We start from the raw sequence: 24,997 nt of genomic DNA, 5'->3' as shown, positions 1-24,997 counted from the left end.
GCATTGCTGAGCCCCTTACCTGAAGCCTTACAGCACCTTATGCGGGCCGAAGCATTCGTAGTGGATACGTTCGGCCTCCACGCCCATCTCAAGCAACTGCTTACCCACGTGCTGCATAAACGGCACTGGGCCACAGAAGTAGTAATGCATCTGCGGATCGCTCAACTCGCTACGCAATGCGCTCAGATCCATCAGGCCCTGGCTGTGATAATCGCGGCCCTGCACATCATCGGCATTAGGTTCACGGTACCAGACATGACGGCTCAGATTAGGCATGCGCCCGGCAATATCCGCCACTTCGTCGGCAAAAGCATGCACCGAGCCGTTTTCTGCTGCATGCAGCCAGTGGATGTTGGCCGGATGCTGATTGTCGTGCAGGGTGTTAAGCATCCCCAGCATTGGTGTTTGGCCAACACCTGCCGAGATTAATGCCACCGGCGTAGTAGGTTCTACCTGCAGGAAGAAATCGCCGTGTGGTGCCGCGAGATGAATGATATCGCCTTCTTTGGCCTGTTGATGCAGGAAGTTGGAAACGGCGCCCTGTTCCTCACGTTTGACCGCGATACGGTAATATTCCCCGTTCGATGCGGTGGTGAGTGAATACTGGCGGATCTCCTGATGTTGCAGGCTACCATCGTTAATATAAACCGCCAGATACTGACCTGGTTGGTAATCGGCCACGCGGCCGCCGTCTACCGGTGCCAGTACAAAGCTGGATATGACCTCGCCCTGCGGCTGTTTTTTCACGATGCGGAAGGCTCGCAAATCACGCCAGCCGCCGTCACTCTTTTCCGTTTCCTGATAAATCTGGCCTTCACGCTGAATAAACACGTTGGCCAGCACCCCGTAGGCTTTTCCCCAGGCATCAAGCACTTCCTGACCAGGGCTTAACATTTCGTCCAACGTGGCTAACAGGTGGTGGCCGACAATCTGATACTGATCGGGCTGGATATTGAAGCTGGCGTGCTTCTGGGCAATGCGTTCTACCGCAGGCAGCAGGGCGGCCAGGTTTTCCAGATTACTGGCGTAAGCGCAGATAGCATCGAACAACGCCTGGCGCTGATCGCCGTTACGCTGGTTGCTCATATTGAAAATATCTTTCAATTCAGGGTTATGAGCAAACATGCGATCGTAGAAGTGGGCGGTCAGTTTGGGGCCGGTTTCGGCTAACAGGGGGATGGTCGATTTAACGGTGGCGATGGTTTGACTATCCAGCATGGTGAGGCTCCTTGGGGATGTTTTTATGATTATCTAATAGATGTATTTTATATGCATCTTATGAAATTTTCTCATGCTTGTAAATATCCCTGTTGTTGTTGCGGGGTTGTTAACCGTCGATCGCCTTCACAGAACATGAAAAAAGCGCATTTTGTTGATGAGTAAAACTCCGTTGCCAAAATGCGTCCTTTAAGGGTTCAAAGCCTTACGCCACCTGATGCCAATCGTTTGCGTAAAAACCTCTGTCAAGACCTATCTTCAATAGGCCGAAACGGTTTACACTGTGGCCCAGCACCCATAGGGGTAAATTAAGCTAGCTGATTTCAGTCAGGAGATGCCGGATGTTAAAGCGTGAAATGAACATTGCTGATTATGATGCCGAACTGTGGCATGCAATGGAGCAGGAAGTGGTGCGTCAGGAAGAGCACATTGAGCTGATTGCGTCTGAGAACTACACCAGCCCGCGCGTAATGCAGGCCCAGGGTTCCCAACTGACCAACAAATACGCAGAAGGCTATCCGGGCAAGCGTTACTACGGCGGTTGCGAATACGTTGATATCGTTGAGCAACTGGCGATCGATCGCGCCAAAGAGCTCTTCGGTGCCGACTATGCCAACGTGCAGCCGCACTCTGGTTCTCAAGCCAACTTTGCCGTTTATACCGCACTGCTGCAGCCGGGCGACACCATCCTGGGGATGAACCTGGCACACGGCGGCCACCTGACGCACGGTTCACCGGTGAACCTGTCCGGTAAGCTGTATAACGTGGTGCCTTACGGCATCGATGAATCCGGGCAGATTGACTATAACGATCTGGCCAAACAGGCGCAGACCCACAAACCAAAAATGATCATCGGCGGCTTCTCGGCCTTCTCCGGTGTGGTTGATTGGGCAAAAATGCGTGAAATCGCTGACAGCATCGGCGCTTACCTGTTCGTGGATATGGCACACGTGGCAGGCCTGATTGCCGCTGGCGTTTACCCGAACCCGGTTCCTCATGCTCACGTCGTGACCACCACCACTCACAAAACGCTGGCAGGTCCGCGTGGCGGCCTGATCCTGGCCAAAGGTGGTGATGAAGATCTGTACAAGAAGCTGAACTCTGCCGTCTTCCCTGGTGGCCAGGGCGGCCCGCTGATGCACGTGATCGCCGGTAAAGCGGTAGCGTTGAAAGAAGCGATGGAGCCTGAGTTCAAGGTTTACCAGCAGCAAGTGGCCGATAACGCCAAAGCGATGGTGAAAGTGTTCCTGGATCGCGGTTACAAAGTGGTTTCTGGCGGCACCTACAACCACCTGTTCCTGCTGGACCTGGTCGATAAGAACCTGACCGGTAAAGAAGCCGATGCCGCGTTGGGCCGCGCTAACATCACCGTTAACAAGAACAGCGTGCCAAACGATCCGAAGAGCCCGTTTGTGACCTCTGGCATCCGTCTGGGTACCCCAGCGGTGACTCGCCGTGGCTTTAAAGAAGCCGAAGTGCGTGAACTGGCTGGCTGGATCTGTGACGTACTGGACAACCTGAACGACGAAGCCACTATCGAACGTACCAAGAAGAAAGTGCTGGATATCTGCGCTCGCTTCCCGGTTTACGCCTAAGTACTTCGATTGGTTTGCAGATAAACCCGCCTCGGCGGGTTTTTTTTGGTTTTGTTGCAGCTAAACTGTGAACTACTTTGCACTCTAGCCCTTTGGGCATGAATGAAGATTGCTGCAAGGTGTGAGCTCTGTCAAAGTATTGCCCTCATCCTGGAGGGAACATGGTTCTGCAATCAACGCGTTGGCTCGCTCTCAGTTATTTCACGTACTTCTTTTCCTATGGCATCTATCTACCGTTTTGGAGCGTTTGGTTAAAAGGTGAAGGTATACCGCCTGAAACCATCGGTATCTTGCTCGGCGCTGGCTTGGTAGCGCGCTTCCTCGGTAGCCTGCTGATTGCTCCACGCGTTAAAGATCCCTCCTATTTAATCACCGCGTTGCGTTTGTTGGCATTGCTCTCTCTGGCGTTTGCCGTCGGCTTCTGCTTCGGTAATGGTTGGGCCTGGCTGATATTGGTGATCGCCGGTTTTAACCTGTTCTTCTCCCCGCTGGTTCCCCTGACCGATGCGTTGGCTGCCACCTGGCAACGGCAGATCACTCTGGACTATGGCCGGGTGCGGCTGTGGGGATCGCTGGCCTTTGTGATCGGCTCGGCGTTAACTGGCAAGCTGGTGTCCGTTTGGGGCCATAATGCGATTTTGATCAGCCTGCTGGTCAGCATCCTGGCGATGCTGGTGGGCATGTTGCTGAAACCGAGCGTGCAGCCACAAGGTGAGGCTCGTGCGCAGAATGAACCTAGCCGCTCCTGGCGTGAACTGCTCAGCGAAGGGCCTGTCTGGCGTTTTCTGCTGTGCGTGACGCTGTTGCAAGGGGCACATGCCGGTTATTACAGCTTTGCCTCTATCTATTGGGAAGAGGCGGGTTACTCTGCGGCGACTATCGGCTACCTGTGGTCTTTGGGCGTGGTCGCCGAAGTGGTTATCTTTGCCAGCAGCAATTTCCTGTTCCGTCGCTGGAACGCGCGTAATCTGCTGTTACTTTCCGCAGTATGCGGCCTGTTGCGTTGGGGCTTGATGGCAACCACGACGGAAATCGGCTGGCTGCTGCTGGTGCAGGTGCTGCACTGTGGTACCTTCACGGTCTGCCATCTGGCGGCAATGCGCTTTATTGCGGCGCGTCAGGGGGCAGAAGTCATCCGTCTGCAGGCGGTTTATTCGGCGCTGGCGATGGGCGGCGGCATTGCCGTGATGACCGTGGTGGCCGGCTTCCTGTTCGAGCATTATCAGGGCGGAGTGTTCTGGGTGATGGTCGCGGTGGTGGTGCCAGCGCTGTTTATTCGCCCACCGGCGGTGGCGGTTAACAGCGGCCGCTAATGGCTTTCCAGCAGCGCACGGATCGCCTTGCGCTGCTGACGCTCCAGCGGCAATTCGGTAATAATCAGTGTGGGTGGTTGCTCCTGGCTCGGTGTGGCGTAGGGGCTGATCACCAGCGTAATCCCTTGCGGCGCGCCTGCGAGCAGATAATCGTGCAACGGCTGATATTTGATATTCAACGGCAATAGCGTCAGTTCGCGGATCTGATATTCCACTTCTTCTTCCAACTGCGGGTTATCCAGCGTCAGCAACAGTATCTGCTTTTCCTGCAGCGCGTTGCCCTGCATCAACCAGGCACCAAAGCTGATCGCCACTAGCCCTGCTTCTTCCCGCGAAAATTGAATCTCATATTCTTGTTCAAACGGTGCTAATGCCTCCTGCGTGGTGCGCATCAGACGGGGATATTTACGGACCACCTCTTCCAGTAGCGTATTGTCGATGCCGATAGCAAACCGGCAGCGTTCCACGGCAGGGGCCAAATGGGCAAACAGCTGGCTGATTAATCCCTCCTGGCTGCTGAAATGCATGCCGGAGATCTGCTGGAAGCGTTCCACCACCTGCCCGATGGCCGCCATCAAGCGTTGGTCCTCTGGCGAATCGCTGCTTTGGTAGCTGTGACTTTTCAGCAGGGTAAACATCAACGCCAGGAAGTCGCATTCTCTACTATCACCGAGCTGGCCAAATAGCTGATTCAGCGCTTGATGCAGTTCCGCTGCCGCCAGGTGCTCTGGCTTGCTTTGCAGCCACTCATGCTGGCGGCGATCAAATTGAGGATGGCGCTGATGCTGGCTAGCCCAGACGCAATAACAAAGATAGTGTTGCAAAAACAGTCGGTCACGCTGCTCAAAACGGCGGTTAAGGCGCTGTTCACATTGGTTGATGCACAATTCCAGTGCCGGAAGCTGTTGGTGCTGAAGCTTCATCGCCTGCTGAAACTGAGGGCCAAAGTGTTGTTCGACAAACTCAGGGCTGCAACGCAAGGCTCGCCGTAGCCATTGGAGCAGACACAAGCGAAGATCCAGCGCGCTGCCCTGGATCTGGTAGCCTTCGTCGGGGTCGCCGCTGATTTCCAGATGATGGAAATGCTGGATCTCGCTGGCAACCTCGGCTATATCTTGCCGGGTAATGAGCAGGTCTACGCCGTTGATTTGGCCGATTGTCTCCAGTTGTACCGAGGGCACTGGCGCATACAGCATCAGCAGTAAATGACAGCGCCGTTGTTGACCGGAGAACTCAGGCGCAGAAGAAGTCTCCAGGCTCATATCACCTTCTGGCAGGTCGTGTTTAAATTATGTTTAAGCATAGCAAAAGGCTCTGCGGGGCGTGGCTGTTGCCCCTGCTTTTACTTCGGCTTACTACTTTCGTCACAGTTATTCGGCTTGTTCACGCCGGTTGAGGTTTTGTTGATGTTATATTATAACAATAAAAAGTATGCTTGGATGATGAAACTCCGCGCCCTGGTGGCCTGCTTGGTAATGATGATCAACATGGGGGCACTGGCCCACCCACACAGTTTTATCGATATGAACACCACCTTTGTGGCTAAGGATCAGAAGCTGACCGGTTTAAAAATGGTTTGGGTAATGGATGAGATCACTTCGGCGGATCTGCTGTATGACGCAGAAAATGCCAACAGCGATTCAGAAGTCTGGAAAAAACTGGCGGCGGAAGTGATGGCTAACGTCCTCGGGCAGCACTATTTCACCGATATTTACCGCGCAGGCAAACCGGTGAAATACCTCAACTTGCCAACCGAATACCATCTATCCCGGCAGGGCCATAAAGCCGTGCTGGAGTTTGTGTTGCCGCTGGCGGAGCCACAGCCGCTGGTAGGTAAGCCGTTTGAGATTGCCACCTACGATCCCACCTATTTTGTGGACATGACCTATCAGGATCAAAAGGCGTTGCACTTGCCGCCAGAAATGGCCAAGCAGTGCAAATTCAGCCTGATGACACCAAAGCCGAATGAGTCGTTGCAAGCCTACGCACTGTCTCTCGATAAGAACGACTCGCCCGGCGAAGATATGGCGTTGGGGCAACAGTTTGCCCAGCGGGTGACGTTAACATGTCAGTAAACCTCAGCCAGGCCAGCAAACCTCAGCGCCATTGGGCCTTCAGCCTGTGGCCGTTGTTGCTGTTCTTCATTTTGCTGGCTGCGGTGGCTCAGTGGGTTTGGCATTACTGGCCGCAGTTGTTGATGCAAAGCGTGGTGTGGCAGAAAGGGCTACATCAGGAAATGGCGGCGTTGCTGCAACAGGTAAAAGCGGATCCCCAGCAAGCGGGAGTGGCGCTGATGTTGTTCAGTCTAGGCTATGGCGTATTGCATGCCCTGGGTCCGGGCCACGGTAAAGTGGTGATCGCCACCTATCTGGCTACCCACCCGGCACGGTTGAAAAGCAGCCTGAAGCTGACGTTTGCCGCCTCCGTGGTGCAGGGATTGGTCGCGATTGCCCTGGTCACGCTAGTGCTGGTGGTGCTGCAGCTCTCTTCCCGCCAGTTGCATCAAAGTAGTTTCTGGCTGGAGAAGGGCAGTTTTATTCTGGTGATCCTGCTCGGCGTCTTGCTCAGTTGGCGGGCATTAAAGCGCTTGTTTATGGCGGTGAAAGCCATGCACCCTCGGCCTGCACTGCGCATCAACAGCTTGCAGCCTTTGCCAGCCGATCATGTGCATAGCGCGAATTGTGGTTGTGGCCACCGGCATTTGCCGAGCGATGAGGAACTGCAAGCTGGTAATGATTGGCGTACCAAAACGGCTATTGTGCTGGCAATGGGGCTACGGCCTTGCTCCGGGGCGATCCTGGTCTTGCTGTTTTCCAAGGTGATCGGCGTTTTTACCTGGGGCGTGTTGTCGGCACTGGCCATGGCACTGGGTACCTCGATCACGATTTCCGGATTGGCGCTGCTGGTGCATTACAGCCGTAAGCTGGCGATACGTATCAGCCGTCAACGCGCACCGGCGGCCTGGAGTGCGGTTGCTTGGGGGACGTTGGCGTTAGCCGGAGGTTTGATTCTGCTGTTTGCCGGTGTGCTGCTGTATGTCAGCGCTCAGCCGGAATTTGGTGGCGGGATACGGCCTTTTTCCCGTTGATCGCGAGATTAAATATTGAACACAGAGCTAACATAAGTAAAATAACCTAATGTAATCCCTCAGGATTTCTTATAAGGAAAGAGAGGTTTATCATTAGTTTCTATGAGTTCCAAGCCAGATTCCGGCGTATCTATCAGGAAAATATTGCCTGGAAGTTATTACGCGCAGATAACGCCCCGTTGATATTGGCTTTCGTCGCCGATCTGTTCAGTGAAGAAAATGAAGTGCCCTATGGGCGAGCCCGCATTCTGTTGGAAAGCATCCTTGAACAGTGCCGCCTCCAGGGCATTTGGATCACCGAAAGTCCAGCGACCAGCTATCTGAACCAATGGATCCAGGCAGGGTGGTTACGTGAGTTGGACGGCCATCTGACCAAAACCGATGCCTGTGAGACAGCCCTACGCTTCAGCCTCTCCTTAGACCAGCACAATGCCACCACCACGGCCTCACATTTACGCATCGTACAAGATGCGGTACGTGATTTTGTCATTTCTATTTCCCCCAATCCCGATCGCCGTTTGGCGGTGCTTGAGCAGAAAAGGCGTGAAATTCAACGTGAAATCGACGCGGTTAAGGCCGGGGTGATCGTTGAGTTGTCACCTTCTCAGCAACGAGAGCGCTTACGGGAAATCTATCAGTTGGCTTCGGTGCTGACGGGGGATTTTCGCCGTGTCGAAGACGAAATCCGCACCATGGATAAAGATATTCGTATCCAGATGATCGAACAGGGAGCAAGCCGAGGGGAAGTGCTATTGGCGGTGTTGGAAAAAGAGCAACTGTTGACCGAGACTGACGCTGGCAGTGCCTTCGAGGGGTTTTTCCAATTGTTGTGCGATCAAAACCGTACGACGGAATTTCGTGAGCAGTTACAGGTGATCCTGAATCTCCCGGTCGCAGAATCATTAACGGCCCAGCAGAAGCAGTTTCTTGGGCAACTGATGCGTGAGCTGAGCCGTGAAAGTGAACGGGTATTTCTGATCCGCCGTAAGACCGAAGAGAGCTTGCGTGCTTATATCGAAAGCGGGACATTGTCTGAACAGCGCGCGGTGGATCGTCTGTTGGGGCGGCTGGAGCGGTTGGCGATCCGCTTCAAGGAAGACCAGAACAGCTTAAAAATCAGCACCTCGGTACGTCTACCCACTGGGCATATTCGCTTTTACTCGCCAGATGCGCTGCTGCTGAAGTCTCCCGATGAGCAGTTGGATACCTCTGGCGTAGAAGTTCAAACTAACGGCAGCATTCCCAGCGACGATATGCTGGACTATCTGGACACGGTAAGAATGCTCGAAGTGGCGCAGTGCCTGCTGGAACTATTGCAACGTGGTGGCCCTATGACCCTTGCCGCATTGGCACAGCAGCAGCCGTTAGAGATGGGGCTGGAAGAGTTGGTTGCCTGGTTGCGCGTTGCCAAAGCGGTGAAAGCGACAGAGCTGGATGAAAAGGAAACCATAATGGTGACGGATAAACAAGGTGTGCAACTGAATGCGGTGATACCCGGCTATCTGCTGAGTGCGGCCATGTTTCCCGCGAACTTGGGGGAGCTGGCGCTGTGAGCGAAGAGAAAGTGTCATCAGGCGATTTACTGGATCGCATGCGGCGTTTAAGCCAGCTTAGCAAGGAGCAACGGGAACGAACTCCCGAACCTGAACAAGTGGCAAAACAGCCGCAAGAGCGGCTGGATTTGGAGCTGGATTTGGTGGCACCAGAGCTTGCTACCGCTGAACCAGAGATAACGGAAGTTGATACCGAGGTGTTAGCTCCGGAGATCCGGCGTACTCTCGTTAGCCTGCTGCGTGTTGGCGTCGTACTGGCCGCGCAAAAGCCCAAGCTGTTTGAAGCCTTATGTCGCCATCAGGCCGTCATCGGTAATCACCTGGCCAATATGTATCTACGTTTATTGCTGGATGAACCGGGCGGAGTGGCTTTTGTCCTGCAGCAAGATCTGGAGGAAGATGAAGAGACGGAAACCATTTCCCTGATTAACCGCCGGACCTTGTCCTTGTATGACACCTTACTGCTGTTGGTACTACGCAAGCATTATCAGGAGCGGGAACGCGCAGGCGAACAGCGTGTGATCATTGACATTGAGCGTATCGAAAGCCACCTGACGCCCTTTCTGCCGTTAACCAATAACAGCAAGGCGGATAGAAAGAAGCTGAATTCGGCGTTAGATAAAATGGCCGAGCGCTATATTTTGTCGGCGATCCGTGGTGAGAGTGAGCGCTATGAAATTACCCCGGTCATTCGTTATGTGGTCAATGCGGCATTTTTGGAGGCTATGCTCGAAGAGTATGAGCGGCTGGCTCTGAATGCGGGAACCTCTCCGGCTAACAAGGAGGAAGCAGATGATGGCGAAGAGTGAACAATTGACGCTGGCTGGTGCTGATTGTGGGCAAATCAGACTGGCTGAGTTATCCGTCTATAACTGGGGCTCATTTCATCAACTGCATACGGCCGTCATCGATCCGTTGGGCACGCTGGTGACCGGGGATAACGGGTCAGGTAAATCGACGCTGATCGATGGCCTGATGGCGCTGCTGCTGCCCGCGGGTAAAGCCTCGTTTAATATTGCCGCGGCGCAGGGGGATCGCACCGATCGTTCGCTGGTGTCCTATATGCGCGGCAGTTTCGGCTCGGAGCATGACGGAGCCAAAACGCGGGTCAAAAGCAAGCGTGAAGGGCCAGTGCTTACCGCATTAAGGGCGTTATACCGTGCCGACGATGGCTCTTGCATCGTGTTGGCAGCGCTATTCTGGACCACCAAACACAGCCACGCGCTGGCGGACATTAGCCGGATCTATCTGGTGGCCAGGCGCGATGTTGCCTTGAAAGAGCTGTTAGATCGCTTTGGTGAAGGCAACGTACGTGGCTTGAACCAATGGTTGAAAGAAGATCCCGCCATTACGCCATGCGGCGATAATTTTAGTGATTATCAGGAAACTTACCGGCGCTGCCTGCATATGGAAAATAAAAATGCTCCGGCATTGCTGGCGCGGGCGCTGGGTTTAAAGAAAATCGATGATTTAACCGAATTGATCCGTGAACTGGTGTTGGAAGCCAGCGGTGTTAAAGACGATGCCCGCCGAGTGGTGGATGAGTTTGCCGATCTGGTGGCGATCCATGAACGTTTGCTGGATGCTCGCAATCAGCGGGATCACCTGATCAGATTCCCCGATTTAGATCGTAGCTTGCGCAGCAGTGAAGCGGAGATCAAACGGCTGACGGCCCAGCTTGATGCCTTACCGGTTTACATGGGGGAATGTGGTTTTCGCCTGTGGGATAGCCGGATCAAAGGGTTACAAAACCAACTGGACGCGCTGGCGCTGGAAATCAGGCAGTTGGATCGCGATGAGCAAGAAACCCAGGAGCAGGTTGAAAAAACGCATACGGATTATATTAACGCCGGTGGCGACCGGATCGAAATCATCAAACAAGAGTTGGCGCAGGCTCAGCGTCAACTGGAAAGCGTGGGAGTTAAAGCCTCGGAGTATCAGCAAGAGGTTAAAGCGCTGGGGCTGGAGACTAGCCTGCGTGAAGGTGTCTTTCTGCATAATCAGGCGATTTCGCGAGAAAAGCTGCAAACCATTAGCGATGAAAAGCGCGCAGCTCAAGATGGATTTGGCGCGCTGAGCGCCGAGTTGGCAAACTTGCAGGGGCAGTTGCGCCAACTTGAACAGGAATTGGAAGGGATACGCGCCCGGCCCGATTCGAATATCGATCTGCGTTTCCAACGTTTGCGTGACGAAATGGTGGCTGCCTTGGCGTTGCCACGTGAACAATGTCTGTTTATTGGGGAGCTGTTGGATGTTGACCCGGATCAGCAACATTGGCAGGGGGCTATAGAACGGGCATTGGGCGGTATACGCACGACGCTAGCCGTGCCGGAGGCGAGTTTTCATTTAGTGACCCGCTGGCTGAATCAGCGCCATACCGGGCTTCATGTTCGAGTGCAGGTGGTTCGGGAAGCTGTCGCGTCAGCCCAGCCCGCGTTCCATCATGATGGCTACCTGCATAAATTAACCTGGCGCGAGCATCCTTACCGCAGCTGGCTGCAACACCATCTGGCGCGTTTTGATTTGCACTGTGTCGATACGGTCGAAACCCTGGATGCCACCGCATTTTCCATGACTCAGCAAGGGTTGATCCATCGCGACCAAGGTCGTTTTGAGAAAAAGGATCAGCATAAGGTTGACGATCGGCGGGCATGGCAACTGGGGTTTTCTAACCAGACGCGTATTGCGTTGTTAGAGCAGGATATCAAGTCATCAGGCAGTGAGCTGAGCAAAACGCAAAAGGCGCTGGAATCGGCGCGCATCGATCTGGATGAGGTGAACCAGCGGGAGGCGTTGTGGCAAAAACTGCCTCGCTATCGTTGGGAAGATATCGATGCTCCGTTGTGGCAAGGCAAGGTTGGCCGGATTGAGCAGCAGCTTAATCAGTGGGTGGCTTCGGGGAGCGATCTCCAGCAGTGTAAAGCAAGTTGGGAAGAGGCCAAGCAGCGTTTAGCCACTTTGCGGGGAGAGAAAGACCGCAAGAATGCCAGCCAAGGCGGGTTGGATAATGAAAAAGCCAACGCGCAGCGCGAGCAGGATAAAGCCAGCAAGGCTGCTGAGCCTGGGATGGAAGACGAAGTGCGTCTTCTGCTGCAACAACGAGTCGGGGCTTTGGACGACGCGGAGCTGTCTCAACTGGCGTTTTTGGCTGAATCACATCGCAAGCGGTTGGTGACAGCTCAGGATAAAGCCAGCGATCGCAAGAACACTGCCCTACGGGAAGCGGTGGGCAGCATGTCATCCTTCCGTACCAAGTGGGAAATTATCGCAGGCAGTTGGGGAGCCGGTGTCGACAGTCTGCCAGAGTATTTACAACACCTCGAACAGTTGGAGCGTGAAGGTCTGCCAGCCTTGGTGGAGCAGTTCAAAGCACGTCTAAACAAGCACGCCACCCAGTCAATGGTGCGTATTCGTCAGCGCATTGATGCCGAACGCGATGATATTCTGGAGCGGATTGCGACGATCAATAAAGTGCTGGCTCGCACCGAGTTCCGGGCCGGGAGCTACTTGAAGTTGGGTACCAAGACCGAACTGTATCCTCATGTGCAGGATTTTAATCGCCAGTTGGATAAGGTTTTCGCTCAGGCAACCAGTGACGATCATCTGGCCCGCTATCAGCAGCTAAGGCTGGTGGTAGGGATCCTCGAGAAAGCCAGCAATCCGGTTTCTTCGGGAACGCAGGAAAGCCTGCGCCTGTTGGATGCGCGTTATCAAATGTCTTTCTTTGCCGAAGAGCGAGATATGGCCAATCATGAGGTGCGTGACGTCCTGCTATCTTCGGGCGGTAAATCCGGTGGAGAGAAAGAATCCTTCGCTGGCACTATTGTCGCCGCCAGCCTGGCCTATGTGTTGACGCCCGAAGGCCAGGATCGGCCGGTTTACTGTACGGTGTTTCTGGATGAGGCCTTTTCCAATACGGCGGAGGCCGTCAGCCGCCGGGTATTGCAGGTCTTCCGTGAGTTGCACATTCACGTCAATATCATTACGCCCTATAAGAACCTCAACCTGGCGCGTGAATCTGCGCGCTCTTTACTGATTGCCGAACGTGATGCCAAGAACCATGAAAGCCGCCTGTGTGAAGTCACCTGGGCGGAAATCGATCGGCGCTTGGATACGGCACGCCAACGCCGTGCGCAAAACCTGGGCATCGAATTGACCGAGGTTGGTCAACATGGCGGATGATTGGGGGCGTTTGCCTGAGCAGGCTTATGCCATGATCTCGAAGCGTGAGTGGCTTCACCGGGGCAATTTGAAAGCCCGTCTTTTAGGGGAACGCCCTTTTCCCATACGCGTTTCGCTGAAACCACCGACGAATCGGGCAATATTAGCTGACCTGGCCCATTTTCAGCGTTACGTCGGTGCCTGGCGGCAATTTCCGCAGCAGCAATGGCTTGAGTGGGAAGAACGTAATTATCGAACGTTAGGGAGCCAGCGGGTGCCGATGGCGTTGGTGCTTGAGGATATCACCAGCTTGTTGGCTTATCTGGGCAAAGAGGCGCAAGCCCGCAGCGATAGCTGGGTACGAAATATGGCGCCATTATTGGCGATAGAGGCCAAATTGTACCCGGTATTGGTGAATTACCTGGAGTTATTAGCCTCGTTATCCCCAATAGATATTCAGCGGTTACAGCAGTTAATTCCTCAGCTTAAACCCGGCATGGGGAATGGCCAGTATCTGCGTGCTTTACCGCTGCAAGGCGTTGATACCAAATTTGTCGAGCAATATGTTCGCTTGATTAGCGATCTGCTCGATTGCCTGCATGATGGAGCGATCGAAGCACAAGGTGGTTTGGCTAACTGGCTGGATGTTAAAGGCAATCATAAAGGCTGGTTAACGGTACGCCCGCTATGCGCCGCCGCGCAGGCCAGGCTGGGGGGATTAGGGTTGTTGCAGTTAACGGTGGATGAGCTGCGACAACAACCGTTACCGGCCAAACATATTCTGGTGGTGGAGAATGTGCAGTCAGGATTGGGATTACCCTTATTGGCAGATACGATAGCGGTAGCCGGCGGAGGGAAGAATGTCAGTTGGCTGGATGCTCCCTGGCTGGCCGATAAACAGGTCGCTTACTGGGGCGATATCGACTCGTGGGGATTGCATGTGTTGAGCGATGCCCGCAGCAAATTGCCACAACTGACGGCTCTGATGATGGATCATACTACCGTGATGCGTTATTCAGCGATGATGGTTGATGAGGATTCTTCGATGACCGTAGTGCCAACGCACCTGACGGCGGATGAACTAGTGCTGTTTGAGGCGTTGATCGCGGGAAATTACCCAGGAACGCGTTTGGAGCAGGAGAAGCTGGCGCCGGATTATATCCAACAGCGGCTGAATGAATGGTTGAGCAGTTTGCAGTAGAAAACGTGCTTGTTATTAAACGGGCTCAGCATGCTGAGCCCCTACGGCCGAATCCTACAAATTCAGCAGCATTGCCGACAACCCCACCGGCTCAAAACGTAGGGGCGCTGCATGCTGCGCCCGTCTGGATAATCAAGGGGTAATGCCACATCAGTAGCCTGATGCCGCCCGAGATTAACGCTTCAGCGCTTCACTCAGTTCTTCACGCATATTGGAAAGCAATGCTTTCACCACACGCGGGTTACCGGCAACCACGTTGCCAGAGCTGAAGTGGTTATGCCCGCCAACAAAGTCGGTGACCAAGCCACCAGACTCACGTACCAGCAGTTCGCCAGCAGCAAAGTCCCAAGGCTTCAGGCCAATCTCAAAGAAACCATCAACGCGGCCAGCGGCAACGTAGGCCAGATCCAGCGCAGCGGAACCGGTACGACGGAAGTCGGCACATTGGGTGAACAGTTTGCCCAGCACGTTGATGTAAGCCGGTGCGTGCTGTTTGACTTTGAACGGGAAGCCGGTCGCCAGGATGGTGCCATCCAGATCTTTGGCATTGGTGCCGCGCAGACGGTAACCGTTGAGCTGGGCGCCCTGGCCACGGGTGGCGGTGAACAGTTCGTTGCGCATTGGATCGTAAACCACGGCCACTTCGGTACGGCCTTTAATGCGTACGGCGATGGAAACGGAGAAATGTGGTAGACGTTTGATGAAGTTGGCGGTGCCATCCAGTGGATCAATCACCCATTGTACATCCTGATCTTCACCGGTTAACTCACCGCACTCTTCACCAATTACGGTGTGTTTCGGGTAAGATTTACGGATGATTTCGATGATCAGACGCTCAGCCTCGCGATCGACGTTAGTGACAAAGTCGTTAGAACCTTTTTGTGTCGCTTCTACAGCGTCTGGAGTCTCGTAATTTTTGGCAATCAGGTTGCCAGCCTTGCGCGCAGCGCGCACGGCGATAGTCAGCATCGGATGCATGGGTATCTTCCACAGGATGTTAAAGAACAGGAAACGGCGCGAAGTATAGCAGGTGTTCGGCAAAATACCTACGACTGTGTTAGGATGCTACGATTTTCCGCAACGCTCAGAGTTTGTATGCTGCACAATATCCGCATTGTTCTGGTTGAAACCTCTCATACCGGCAACATGGGCTCTACTGCCCGTGCCATGAAAACCATGGGGTTAACCAACCTTTATCTGGTCAATCCACTGGTGAAACCCGATTCCCAGGCGATCGCCCTGGCCGCAGGCGCCAGCGATGTGATTGGCAACGCCACGATTGTCGATACCTTTGATGAAGCCATTGCGGGTTGCCGCTTGGTGGTAGGCACCAGCGCTCGTTCGCGCACTCTCCCATGGCCGATGCTGGAACCTCGCGAATGCGGCGTACGCGCGGTACAGGAAGGCGAGCAGGGGCCGGTTGCGTTGGTCTTTGGCCGTGAACGCGTTGGGCTAACCAATGACGAATTACAGAAATGCCATTATCATGTCGCCATTCCTGCCAACCCGGAGTACAGCTCGCTGAATCTGGCCATGGCGGTGCAAATCCTGGCGTATGAGGTTCGCGTTGCCTTCCTCGATCGCCAGCAGGAAGAGGCTGCACCGGTGGAAGAGTCGCCGTATCCGCTGGTGGATGATATTGAACGCTTCTATCAGCATCTGGAGCAGACGCTGGTGCGCACCGGCTTTATCCGCGCCGCCCATCCAGGGCAGGTGATGAACCGTTTACGCCGCCTGTTTGCTCGGGCACGCCCGGAAGCGCAGGAGCTGAATATCTTGCGTGGCATGCTGACCTCGATCGAGAAACAGGATAAACAGCAAGGTAATTAATTTTGCTGTCACCCGCAGTTACGCAAGATAGTATTGCTTATCTGGGGGTTATAAGGTGTATTTTATATGCATCGGATAGCAAAGCGCACAAAAAGCACGAATACTTGAGTAAATTAGTAGGTTAAATAGTTGACTGATTTACTCGGGAATGTCAGAATTTGGCCCATGTTTGACCAACAGGTAACCAATTAGCTATGAGACTGACATCCAAAGGCCGTTATGCAGTAACTGCCATGCTCGACGTGGCATTACACTCCCAGGAAGGGCCGGTACCACTGGCGGATATTTCCGAACGCCAAGGTATCTCGCTCTCTTATCTGGAACAACTGTTTTCCCGTCTGCGTAAGAATGGCCTGGTGGCCAGCGTGCGTGGGCCAGGCGGTGGTTACCTGTTGGGCAAAGACGCGGACGCTATCGCCGTAGGCGCGGTGATTTCCGCAGTCGACGAATCTGTAGACGCCACCCGTTGCCAGGGTAAAGAAGGCTGCCAGGGGGGCGATCGTTGCCTGACCCATACTCTGTGGCGCGATCTGAGCGAGCGCATCAGCGGGTTCTTGAACAATATTACGCTGGCCGAACTGGTGAACAACCAGGAAGTGCTGGACGTGGCAGACCGTCAAAATAGCGATACGCGCCGCACGGCCAACGGTCGTCTGCAAGAAACGATCAACGTTAATCTGCGCGCATAAGCAGCTGACGACTAATTTATTGGTTTTTGGAAGTGATGTACGGAGTACAAGAGCAATGAAATTACCGATTTATCTGGACTACTCGGCCACGACCCCTGTGGACCCGCGTGTTGCCGAGAAGATGATGCAGTTTTTGACCCTGGACGGCACTTTCGGTAACCCGGCCTCCCGTTCCCACCGTTTCGGCTGGCAGGCGGAAGAGGCGGTTGATATCGCCCGTAACCAAATCGCTGAACTGGTTGGCGCGGACCCGCGTGAGATCGTCTTCACCTCTGGGGCCACCGAATCCGATAACCTGGCGATCAAAGGCGCTGCCAACTTCTATCAGAAGAAAGGCAAGCACATCATCACCAGCAAAACCGAACATAAAGCCGTGCTGGATACCTGCCGCCAACTTGAGCGCGAAGGTTTTGAAGTCACCTATCTGGCACCGCAGAGCAACGGGATCATCGATCTCCAGGTTCTCGAAGCCGCGATGCGTGAAGACACCATCCTGGTTTCCATCATGCACGTGAATAACGAAATTGGCGTGGTGCAGGACATCGCCGCCATCGGCGAAATGTGCCGGGCGCGTGGCATCATCTATCACGTCGATGCAACCCAGAGCGTAGGTAAACTGCCTATCGATCTGAGCAAGCTGAAAGTAGATCTGATGTCCTTCTCCGGCCACAAGATTTATGGCCCGAAAGGTATTGGTGCCCTGTATGTGCAGCGTAAGCCGCGCATCCGCATCGAAGCCCAGATCCACGGCGGTGGCCATGAGCGCGGTATGCGTTCCGGTACCCTGGCAGTACATCAGATCGTTGCCATGGGTGAAGCCTATCGTATTGCCAAAGAAGAAATGGCCAGCGAAATGGCACGCCTGCGCATTCTGCGCGATCGTCTGTGGGACGGCGTGAAAGATATGGAAGAAGTGTATCTGAACGGCGATCTGCAACACGGTGCACCGAACATTCTCAACGTCAGCTTCAACTATGTTGAAGGTGAGTCGCTGATCATGGCGTTGAAAGACTTGGCGGTTTCTTCAGGCTCAGCCTGTACTTCTGCCAGCCTTGAACCCTCCTATGTGCTGCGTGCACTGGGTATGAGTGATGAGTTAGCGCACAGCTCGATCCGTTTCTCCCTGGGGCGTTTCACCACGGAAGAAGAGATCGATTACACCATTTCGTTGGTGCGTAAATCCATTGGCCGTCTGCGCGATCTCTCCCCACTGTGGGACATGTTCAAGCAGGGCGTGGATATCAACAGCATCGAATGGGCACATCATTAATTCTCAGGCTCCAGGAGCAACGTCATGGCTTATAGCGAAAAAGTAATCGATCATTATGAAAACCCGCGTAACGTAGGGTCGTTTGATAACGAAGATCCTACCGTCGGTAGCGGTATGGTAGGGGCACCGGCCTGTGGCGACGTGATGAAGCTGCAGATCAAGGTCAACAACGAAGGCATTATCGAAGATGCCCGTTTCAAAACCTACGGCTGCGGCTCCGCCATCGCCTCCAGCTCGCTGGTGACCGAATGGATGAAAGGCAAGTCTCTTGATCAGGCCGAAGCGATCAAAAATACCCAGATCGCCGAAGAACTGGAGTTACCTCCGGTTAAAATTCACTGCTCAATTCTGGCCGAAGACGCCATTAAAGCAGCGATCGCCGACTACAAGAGCAAGCACAGCGCCAAGTAGTTATTATTGAGTCAGTTAGCCCGCTTTGCGGGCTAAGATTGAAGAGGTTGTTATGTCGATTACCATGAGCGACAGCGCCGCGCAGCGGGTTCAGGCATTTTTGGACCACCGTGGCAAAGGTCTCGGCCTGCGTCTGGGCGTGCGAACTTCCGGCTGTTCCGGAATGGCGTATGTGCTCGAATTTGTTGATGAAACGAACGACGATGATATCGTTTTTGAAGACAAAGGCGTCAAGGTGATCATTGACGGCAAGAGCCTGGTCTATCTGGACGGTACCGAGCTTGATTTCGTCAAGGAAGGTCTGAACGAAGGCTTCAAGTTCAACAACCCGAACGTCTCAAGCGAGTGCGGCTGCGGCGAAAGCTTTAACGTCTGACAGTCCATCGTGCTCCCCCGTGACCCACGGGGGAACCTCAATCATCACGATAACGCCCCGAGCACGCTATGGATTACTTTACTTTATTCGGGTTGCCGGTCCGCTATAGCGTAGACGGCAGCTTGCTTACCTCACGCTATCAAGATTTGCAGCGCCAATTTCACCCCGATCGCCATGCCCTCCAACCGGAGCGTGAACGCCTGATGGCGTTGCAGCAGGCGGCGACCATCAATGAAGCCTATCAGTCGCTGAAGCACCCGTTAAAACGTGCCGAGTATATGCTATCTTTGCACGGCTTTGATTTGGGCAACGAGCAACATACCCTGCGCGACACCGCGTTCCTGATGGAACAGTTGGAGCTGCGTGAAGAGCTTGATGCCATTGAACGCTCGCCGGATGCGCAAAACGCACTGGCTGCCTTCGCCACGCGCCTGAACAAGACCTTCAAACAGCGTAGCGCGCAGATGCTGCAGGAGCTGGATGATCAGCAGTGGTCACAGGCTGCCGATACCGTGCGCAAGTTACGCTTTTTGGACAAGCTCCAGCAACAGATTGAACAACTCGAAGAAAAATTGCTGGGTTTTGAGTAATAGATTCTTGATCTTGATTTTGGAAGCTCTGTAAATGGCCTTATTACAAATTAGTGAGCCTGGCCTCACGGCTGCGCCGCATCAGCGCCGCCTGGCTGCCGGTATTGATCTGGGGACCACCAACTCGCTGGTGGCTACGGTGCGTAGCGGCCAGGCCGAAACGCTGGCCGACATTGAAGGGCGCTATCTGCTCCCTTCCGTGGTGCATTATCAGGCCACCGAACATCAGGTTGGCTGGAGCGCTCGTGCACAGGCGGCACAAGATCCGGTCAATACGGTCAGCTCTGTCAAACGCATGATGGGCCGCTCTTTGGCGGACGTGCAACAACGCTATCCAAACCTGCCGTATCAGTTCCAGGCCAGCGATAACGGCCTGCCAATGATCGTGACCGCCGCAGGCCTGGTTAACCCGGTTGGCGTATCTGCCGATATCCTCAAGGCACTGGCTACCCGCGCTAAAGCGGCGCTGGAAGGTGAACTTGATGGGGTGGTGATCACCGTTCCTGCTTACTTTGACGACGCTCAACGCCAAGGCACCAAAGACGCTGCGCGTCTGGCTGGCCTGCACGTGCTGCGCCTGTTGAATGAACCGACCGCCGCAGCTATCGCCTACGGGTTGGACTCAGGTCAGGAAGGGGTGATCGCTGTTTACGATCTGGGTGGCGGTACCTTCGATATTTCCATTTTGCGCCTCAGCCGTGGCGTGTTTGAAGTGCTGGCTACCGGCGGTGATTCCGCATTGGGTGGCGATGACTTCGATCATCTGCTGGCGGACTGGCTGCGTGAACAGGCCGGCATTAGCGATCGTAGCGATCATGGTGTGCAACGCCAATTGCTGGATGCCGCGATTGCGGTCAAAATCGCCCTGAGCGATGCGCAGAGCACCACGGTAGATATTGCTGGTTGGCAGGGTGAAGTGACCCGCGAACAGTTCGAAACGCTGATTGCTTCGCTGGTGAAACGTACCCTGATGGCTTGCCGCCGCGCGCTGAAAGATGCCGCCGTCAGTGCCGATGAGGTGCTGGAAGTGGTGATGGTGGGCGGCTCAACCCGTGTGCCATTGGTACGCGAACAGGTGGGCGAGTTCTTTGGCCGTACGCCGCTGACGTCGATCGATCCGGACAAGGTGGTGGCGATCGGTGCTGCTATCCAGGCGGATATCCTGGTAGGTAACAAGCCGGATAGCGAAATGCTGCTACTGGACGTGATCCCGCTGTCGCTTGGCCTGGAAACCATGGGTGGCCTGGTTGAGAAGGTGATCCCGCGTAACACCACCATTCCGGTGGCGCGTGCGCAGGAGTTCACTACCTTTAAAGACGGTCAGAGCGCGATGATGATCCACGTGCTGCAAGGCGAGCGTGAACTGGTGCAAGATTGCCGTTCGCTGGCGCGCTTTACGCTGCGTGGCTTGCCGCCGCTACCTGCCGGTGGGGCACATATTCGTGTGACTTTCCAGGTGGATGCAGACGGCCTGCTGAGCGTGACGGCGATGGAGAAATCCACTGGCGTCGAAGCCTCCATTCAGGTCAAGCCATCGTATGGCCTGTCCGATGCCGAAATTGCCGGCATGTTGAAGGATTCGATGGCCAATGCGCAAAGCGATGTCGGTGCTCGCAAGCTGGCGGAGCAACGGGTAGAAGCTTCCCGTGTGCTGGAAAGCCTGCAAGGTGCACTGGCCAGCGATGCCGCTCTGTTGAGTGACGAAGAAAGCCTGGCTATCAACAACGCGGTAGCCGAGCTCCAGCAAGTGATGCAAGGCTCCGATCCTGCTGCGATCGAGGCTGCAATAAAAATAGTCGATGCAACAACCCAAGATTTTGCCGCGCGCCGCATGGATGCCTCCATTCGCCGTGCGCTGGCTGGCCATTCTGTGGATGAGGTTTAACCATGCCGAAAATTGTTTTCCTGCCCCATCAAGATCTATGCCCGGAGGGGCAGTACTGGAAGCGGAAGTTGGGGAAACTATCCTCGATGTCGCACTGCGTAACGGTATTGAAATTGAACATGCCTGTGAGAAATCCTGCGCCTGTACCACTTGCCACTGCATCGTGCGTGAAGGGTTTGATTCCCTGGCCGAAAGCAGCGAGCTGGAAGACGACATGCTGGACAAAGCCTGGGGGCTGGAGCCGGAAAGCCGCTTGAGCTGCCAGGCCCGGGTCACCAAAGACGATCTGGTGGTCGAAATGCCGCGTTATACCGTCAACCACGCACGCGAGCACTAGGAGCTACTAATGGGACTGAAGTGGACAGACAGCCGCGAAATCGGCGAAGCCCTGTACGATGCCTATCCAGATACCGATCCGAAAACCGTGCGTTTCACCGATATGCACCAGTGGATTTGCGATCTGGAAGAATTTGACGACGAACCGCAGGCTTCCAATGAAAAAATACTGGAAGCGATCCTGCTGGTCTGGTTAGATGAAGCAGAGTAAATAGCGAAATGGGCTGCCAAAGGCAGCCCCTTTATTTTGTATCCGACATACCCGTCGTCTTTCAAGCCGCAGCGTTGTTACCTGCGCTATCTCACCCCAGTCACTTACCCAAAAGTAAGCTCCTGGGGATGAGATAGCTTGTCGCCTAGCTGCAACTTGAAATCCATAGGGTATACAATAAAAATCCCCAATGAATTTCGCTTGATAGAGTGAAGAATGAAGGGGGGAATCCGGAGTAAGGCTATGACAACCGAAATCATGCAGATCACGCTATCCCAGCAACCCGCCGATGCGCGCTGGGGTGAAAAGGCGCTGCTGAGCACCAATGACCAAGGCATCACCATCCATCTGAGCAATTCCGGCAAACTGGGCCTGATCCAGCGTGCGGCACGCAGGATCGATGGCCAGGGCATCAAGAAAGTGAAACTGGCCGGGGAAGGCTGGGACCTGGAAAACAGCTGGGCGTTTTGGCAGGGCTATCGCGGGCCGAAAGGGCAGCGTAGCGTTGAATGGGCTGAGCTGCCGGAAGCGGAAAGCCAAGAGCTGCAACAGCGCCTGAAGATTGTCGATTGGGTGCGTGACACCATCAATATGCCAGCGGAAGAGCTGGGGCCAGAGCAACTGGCAACCCGCGCGGTTGATCTGATGTGTGCTGTCGGTTGCGATGCCGTCAGCTACCGCATCACCAAAGGTGAAGACCTGCGCGAGCAGAACTACGCCGGTATTCATACCGTTGGCCGGGGTTCCGATCGTTCTCCGGTGCTGTTGGCGCTGGACTTTAACCCGACGGGCAACCCAGAAGCACCGGTATTTGCCTGCCTGGTAGGTAAAGGGATCACCTTCGACAGCGGCGGCTACAGCCTCAAGCAGAGTGCGTTTATGGACTCGATGAAGTCCGACATGGGCGGCGCGGCCACCATCACTGGCGCATTGGCATTGGCGGTGGCACGCGGCTTGCAGCAGCGCGTCAAACTGTATCTGTGCTGTGCGGACAATATGGTCAGCGGTAACGCCTTTAAACTAGGCGACATTATCCGCTATCGTAATGGCAAAACCGTTGAAGTTATGAATACCGATGCGGAAGGGCGTCTGGTGTTGGCCGATGGCCTGATCGACGCCAGCGCGCAAAACCCGGAGTTGATCATTGACTGTGCGACCTTGACTGGCGCAGCTAAAACGGCGGTAGGGAATGATTACCACGCGCTGTTCAGCTTTGACGATGCGCTGGCGCAAGAGCTGTTGGCCAGTGCGGATGAAGAGCACGAGCCGTTCTGGCGTCTGCCGCTGGCGGAGTTCCACCGCAGCCAGTTGCCGTCAAACTTTGCTGAACTGAACAACGTTGCGGGACCGGCTTACACCGCTGGCGCCAGCACCGCAGCGGCTTTCCTGTCACACTTTGTGCAGAATTACCAAAAGGGCTGGCTGCATATCGACTGTTCTGCCACCTACCGTAAAGGTGCCGTGGATCAGTGGTCAGCAGGCGCAACGGGTTTGGGCGTGCGTACGCTGGCCAACCTGTTGCTGAGCAAGGCCAAGTAACCGCCCCTCACCCCAACCCTCTCCCATAGGGAGAGGGAGCCGTTCGGTGTCGTGGGCAGGTGTAGACGTTAATCTGTAACAGGATGAATGTTAAGGACGTGTACCGTAATAAAGTGGTGGCACGTTCAGTCCCCTCTCCCTGTGGGAGAGGGTTAGGGTGAGGGAAAGATCGCTGAAGCAGGAAAACTTCTCACCTCGATTATCCCAAATTTTCCGTAGGGGCCCAGCATGCTGGGCCCCTGATACATTGAAGGAGTCGGCAATGAGTTCCCACCACCATCATGATGATGACGCCGTTGCGGGCGAAAACGAGCTTGAGCGCCTGCTGGGGCTGGCGGCCTCGGAACCGGCGCACCGCCCGGCGTTTTTCCGCGAACTGCTGGATTCAACGGTCTACATTCTGGGTGACAGCGAGCAGGTGCCGCACGACGGTGAAATTACGCTGAATGCCGAGACGCCGGTGAACATTCAGCACTGGGAAAAGCAGGATGGCAGCAGCGTGGTGCCTTTCTTCACCTCGTTGGAGGCGCTGCAAAACGCGGTGGAGGATGAGCAACCCTTTATCGCCATGCCCGCTCGCGTGCTGTTTGAAATCACCCAAGGTGCCGAACTGTTCCTGAACCCGAAAGGCACCCATGGTAAGGAATTCCTGCCAGCCGAGATCGCCATGCTGTTGGCTACCGGTGGCGTAGTGAAACCGGCAGAGCGCTATATCGATACTGAAACCCAGTTGCTGCTGGGGCAGCCTGAAGAGTATCCGGCGGCGATGGTGGATGCGCTGACGACCTTGTTCAGTCAGCGGAAACCGGTACGCCGCGCTTTCCTGGCGTTGATGCACGATCGCGCCGTAGATGAGAAGCCGAACCTGCTGGTGGGTCTGGAAGTGGATGGCGACCCGGCAGAGATTGAAGCGTTGATCAGCGAAGCCGGTATGGTGGCTAGCGAAACTGCGCCGAACGATGAGCCAGTTGATTTTTGCCTGGTAGAAGAGAATGCGCGGGGCGTGAGCCATTATCTGATCACCCATACCCAGGCCTTCTATCAGCGTCGCTGGGGCAGTTGGCTGCGAAATATGATCCCATCGACCGATAAAACCCAGTAAGCCGATAGGTCAGGATCCAATTTGTCGCTGACTATCGAGGATTAAGATAATTTTTTTTTAATGAAATGTTGATTTTCCCGTAGGCAAGCGTTAACAGCGCACATATAATCTGCGCCACTTGAAAGGCCGGCACCTCACCTTATCGCCCGGCCTGTTTTGGAAGACATAATAGAGGCCATCATGACCGTAGAACGTACCTTTTCCATCATTAAACCAAACGCTGTAGCTAACAATGACATCGGCGCTATCTATGCTCGTTTCGAGCGCGCGGGTTTCAAAATCATCGCATCTAAAATGTTGCGTCTGACTCGCGAACAGGCCGAAGGCTTCTACGCTGAGCACAAAGGTCGTCCTTTCTTCGACGGTTTGGTGGAGTTCATGACCTCTGGCCCGATCGTGGTACAGGTTCTGGAAGCCGAAAACGCCGTACAGCGTAACCGTGACATCATGGGCGCAACCAACCCGGACAACGCATTGGCCGGCACCCTGCGTGCTGACTATGCAGACAGCTTCACTGCCAACGCCGTTCACGGCTCAGACGCAGTAGAATCTGCCCAGCGTGAAATCGCCTATTTCTTTAACGAAAGCGAAATCTGCCCACGCTAATTGCGGGCGTTTTTCTGCTGAAA

At 54.6% G+C, this 24,997-nt stretch carries 22 protein-coding genes and 1 pseudogene; 20 read left to right on the top strand and 3 right to left on the bottom strand.

Going from position 1 to position 24,997, the window contains the following annotated elements; genetic code table 11:
* Positions 1 to 27: 27 nt before the first annotated feature.
* Complete coding sequence (hmpA, locus tag D9980_RS13595) at positions 28 to 1,218, bottom strand: NO-inducible flavohemoprotein (protein WP_121607574.1); 1,191 nt, start codon at positions 1,216 to 1,218, stop codon at positions 28 to 30.
* Positions 1,219 to 1,559: 341 nt separating this feature from the next.
* Here hmpA and glyA point away from each other — a divergent pair, with 341 nt between their 5' ends.
* Both glyA and D9980_RS13585 read left to right on the top strand, forming a co-directional pair.
* Positions 1,560 to 2,813, top strand: a complete 1,254-nt coding sequence (gene glyA, locus D9980_RS13590) for a serine hydroxymethyltransferase (RefSeq protein ID WP_024484255.1) — start codon at positions 1,560 to 1,562, stop codon at positions 2,811 to 2,813.
* 161 nt (positions 2,814 to 2,974) lie between these two features.
* On the top strand, positions 2,975 to 4,126 hold the full coding sequence (locus D9980_RS13585; protein ID WP_121607573.1) for a 3-phenylpropionate MFS transporter: 1,152 nt from the start codon (positions 2,975 to 2,977) through the stop codon (positions 4,124 to 4,126).
* Here the strand turns inward: D9980_RS13585 and csiE are convergent.
* Complete coding sequence (gene csiE / locus D9980_RS13580) at positions 4,123 to 5,388, bottom strand: stationary phase inducible protein CsiE (RefSeq protein WP_121607572.1); 1,266 nt, start codon at positions 5,386 to 5,388, stop codon at positions 4,123 to 4,125. The genes D9980_RS13585 and csiE overlap by 4 nt on opposite strands.
* 144 nt (positions 5,389 to 5,532) lie before the next feature.
* Between csiE and D9980_RS13575 the strand changes: the two genes are divergently transcribed.
* From D9980_RS13575 to D9980_RS13550, 6 genes are all read left to right on the top strand, one after another.
* A complete protein-coding gene (locus D9980_RS13575; protein ID WP_121607571.1) occupies positions 5,533 to 6,201 on the top strand; it encodes a DUF1007 family protein in 669 nt (222 codons plus the stop codon).
* Positions 6,192 to 7,214, top strand: coding sequence for a nickel/cobalt transporter (locus D9980_RS13570; protein WP_121607570.1), 1,023 nt, complete (start codon positions 6,192 to 6,194; stop codon positions 7,212 to 7,214). The genes D9980_RS13575 and D9980_RS13570 overlap by 10 nt, the downstream gene beginning before the upstream one ends.
* Positions 7,215 to 7,393: 179 nt before the next feature.
* Positions 7,394 to 8,767, top strand: coding sequence for a DUF3375 domain-containing protein (locus tag D9980_RS13565; protein WP_238393635.1), 1,374 nt, complete (start codon positions 7,394 to 7,396; stop codon positions 8,765 to 8,767).
* Positions 8,764 to 9,576 carry a DUF4194 domain-containing protein gene (locus D9980_RS13560; protein ID WP_238393634.1) on the top strand — a complete coding sequence of 271 codons (813 nt, stop codon included), beginning with the start codon at positions 8,764 to 8,766 and terminating at the stop codon, positions 9,574 to 9,576. Before D9980_RS13565 ends, D9980_RS13560 begins: the two co-directional genes overlap by 4 nt.
* Complete coding sequence (locus tag D9980_RS13555; protein WP_202913956.1) at positions 9,560 to 12,949, top strand: ATP-binding protein; 3,390 nt, start codon at positions 9,560 to 9,562, stop codon at positions 12,947 to 12,949. The genes D9980_RS13560 and D9980_RS13555 overlap by 17 nt, the downstream gene beginning before the upstream one ends.
* Complete coding sequence (locus D9980_RS13550) at positions 12,939 to 14,129, top strand: DUF3322 domain-containing protein (protein WP_121607568.1); 1,191 nt, start codon at positions 12,939 to 12,941, stop codon at positions 14,127 to 14,129. Before D9980_RS13555 ends, D9980_RS13550 begins: the two co-directional genes overlap by 11 nt.
* Positions 14,130 to 14,303: 174 nt before the next feature.
* Here the strand turns inward: D9980_RS13550 and suhB are convergent, their stop codons facing one another.
* Positions 14,304 to 15,107 (bottom strand): inositol-1-monophosphatase, encoded by an 804-nt coding sequence (gene suhB / locus D9980_RS13545; RefSeq protein WP_021178863.1) that lies wholly within the window; start codon positions 15,105 to 15,107, stop codon positions 14,304 to 14,306.
* A gap of 117 nt (positions 15,108 to 15,224) precedes the next feature.
* On the opposite strand from suhB, the gene trmJ reads away from it, so the two are divergent.
* From trmJ to ndk, 12 genes and pseudogenes are all read left to right on the top strand, one after another.
* Positions 15,225 to 15,959, top strand: a complete 735-nt coding sequence (gene trmJ / locus D9980_RS13540; RefSeq protein WP_024484246.1) for a tRNA (cytosine(32)/uridine(32)-2'-O)-methyltransferase TrmJ — start codon at positions 15,225 to 15,227, stop codon at positions 15,957 to 15,959.
* A 194-nt stretch (positions 15,960 to 16,153) separates the two neighbouring features.
* The gene (iscR, locus tag D9980_RS13535) at positions 16,154 to 16,648 is read left to right on the top strand and encodes a Fe-S cluster assembly transcriptional regulator IscR (protein WP_021178861.1); all 495 of its coding nucleotides are present in this window, start codon (positions 16,154 to 16,156) and stop codon (positions 16,646 to 16,648) included.
* A 55-nt stretch (positions 16,649 to 16,703) separates the two neighbouring features.
* A complete protein-coding gene (locus tag D9980_RS13530; protein ID WP_121607567.1) occupies positions 16,704 to 17,918 on the top strand; it encodes an IscS subfamily cysteine desulfurase in 1,215 nt (404 codons plus the stop codon).
* 24 nt (positions 17,919 to 17,942) lie between these two features.
* On the top strand, positions 17,943 to 18,329 hold the full coding sequence (iscU, locus tag D9980_RS13525; RefSeq protein ID WP_004952090.1) for a Fe-S cluster assembly scaffold IscU: 387 nt from the start codon (positions 17,943 to 17,945) through the stop codon (positions 18,327 to 18,329).
* 52 nt (positions 18,330 to 18,381) lie between these two features.
* On the top strand, positions 18,382 to 18,705 hold the full coding sequence (iscA, locus tag D9980_RS13520; RefSeq protein ID WP_021178859.1) for an iron-sulfur cluster assembly protein IscA: 324 nt from the start codon (positions 18,382 to 18,384) through the stop codon (positions 18,703 to 18,705).
* A gap of 68 nt (positions 18,706 to 18,773) precedes the next feature.
* Positions 18,774 to 19,295: a co-chaperone HscB gene (gene hscB, locus D9980_RS13515; protein WP_121607566.1), complete on the top strand. Its 522-nt coding sequence runs from the start codon at positions 18,774 to 18,776 to the stop codon at positions 19,293 to 19,295.
* Positions 19,296 to 19,329: 34 nt separating this feature from the next.
* Positions 19,330 to 21,180: a Fe-S protein assembly chaperone HscA gene (gene hscA / locus D9980_RS13510; protein ID WP_021807190.1), complete on the top strand. Its 1,851-nt coding sequence runs from the start codon at positions 19,330 to 19,332 to the stop codon at positions 21,178 to 21,180.
* A gap of 2 nt (positions 21,181 to 21,182) precedes the next feature.
* Positions 21,183 to 21,517, top strand: a pseudogene (gene fdx, locus D9980_RS13505) (ISC system 2Fe-2S type ferredoxin).
* Between the two features lie 9 nt (positions 21,518 to 21,526).
* Positions 21,527 to 21,727 (top strand): Fe-S cluster assembly protein IscX, encoded by a 201-nt coding sequence (gene iscX, locus D9980_RS13500; protein WP_021178855.1) that lies wholly within the window; start codon positions 21,527 to 21,529, stop codon positions 21,725 to 21,727.
* A 243-nt stretch (positions 21,728 to 21,970) separates the two neighbouring features.
* Positions 21,971 to 23,266, top strand: coding sequence for an aminopeptidase PepB (gene pepB / locus D9980_RS13495; RefSeq protein ID WP_024484242.1), 1,296 nt, complete (start codon positions 21,971 to 21,973; stop codon positions 23,264 to 23,266).
* A gap of 262 nt (positions 23,267 to 23,528) precedes the next feature.
* The gene (gene sseB / locus D9980_RS13490) at positions 23,529 to 24,368 is read left to right on the top strand and encodes an enhanced serine sensitivity protein SseB (RefSeq protein ID WP_121607565.1); all 840 of its coding nucleotides are present in this window, start codon (positions 23,529 to 23,531) and stop codon (positions 24,366 to 24,368) included.
* A 180-nt stretch (positions 24,369 to 24,548) separates the two neighbouring features.
* Entirely contained in the window at positions 24,549 to 24,974 is a 426-nt protein-coding gene (gene ndk / locus D9980_RS13485) for a nucleoside-diphosphate kinase (RefSeq protein ID WP_004952077.1), read from the top strand.
* The last annotated feature ends 23 nt before the right edge of the window (positions 24,975 to 24,997 follow it).

It is taken from the genome of Serratia sp. 3ACOL1 (assembly GCF_003668775.1).
GTDB lineage: Bacteria > Pseudomonadota > Gammaproteobacteria > Enterobacterales > Enterobacteriaceae > Chania > Chania fonticola.
Note: the sequence above shows the minus strand (reverse complement) of the source record. Positions and strands in the feature narration are given on the sequence as shown.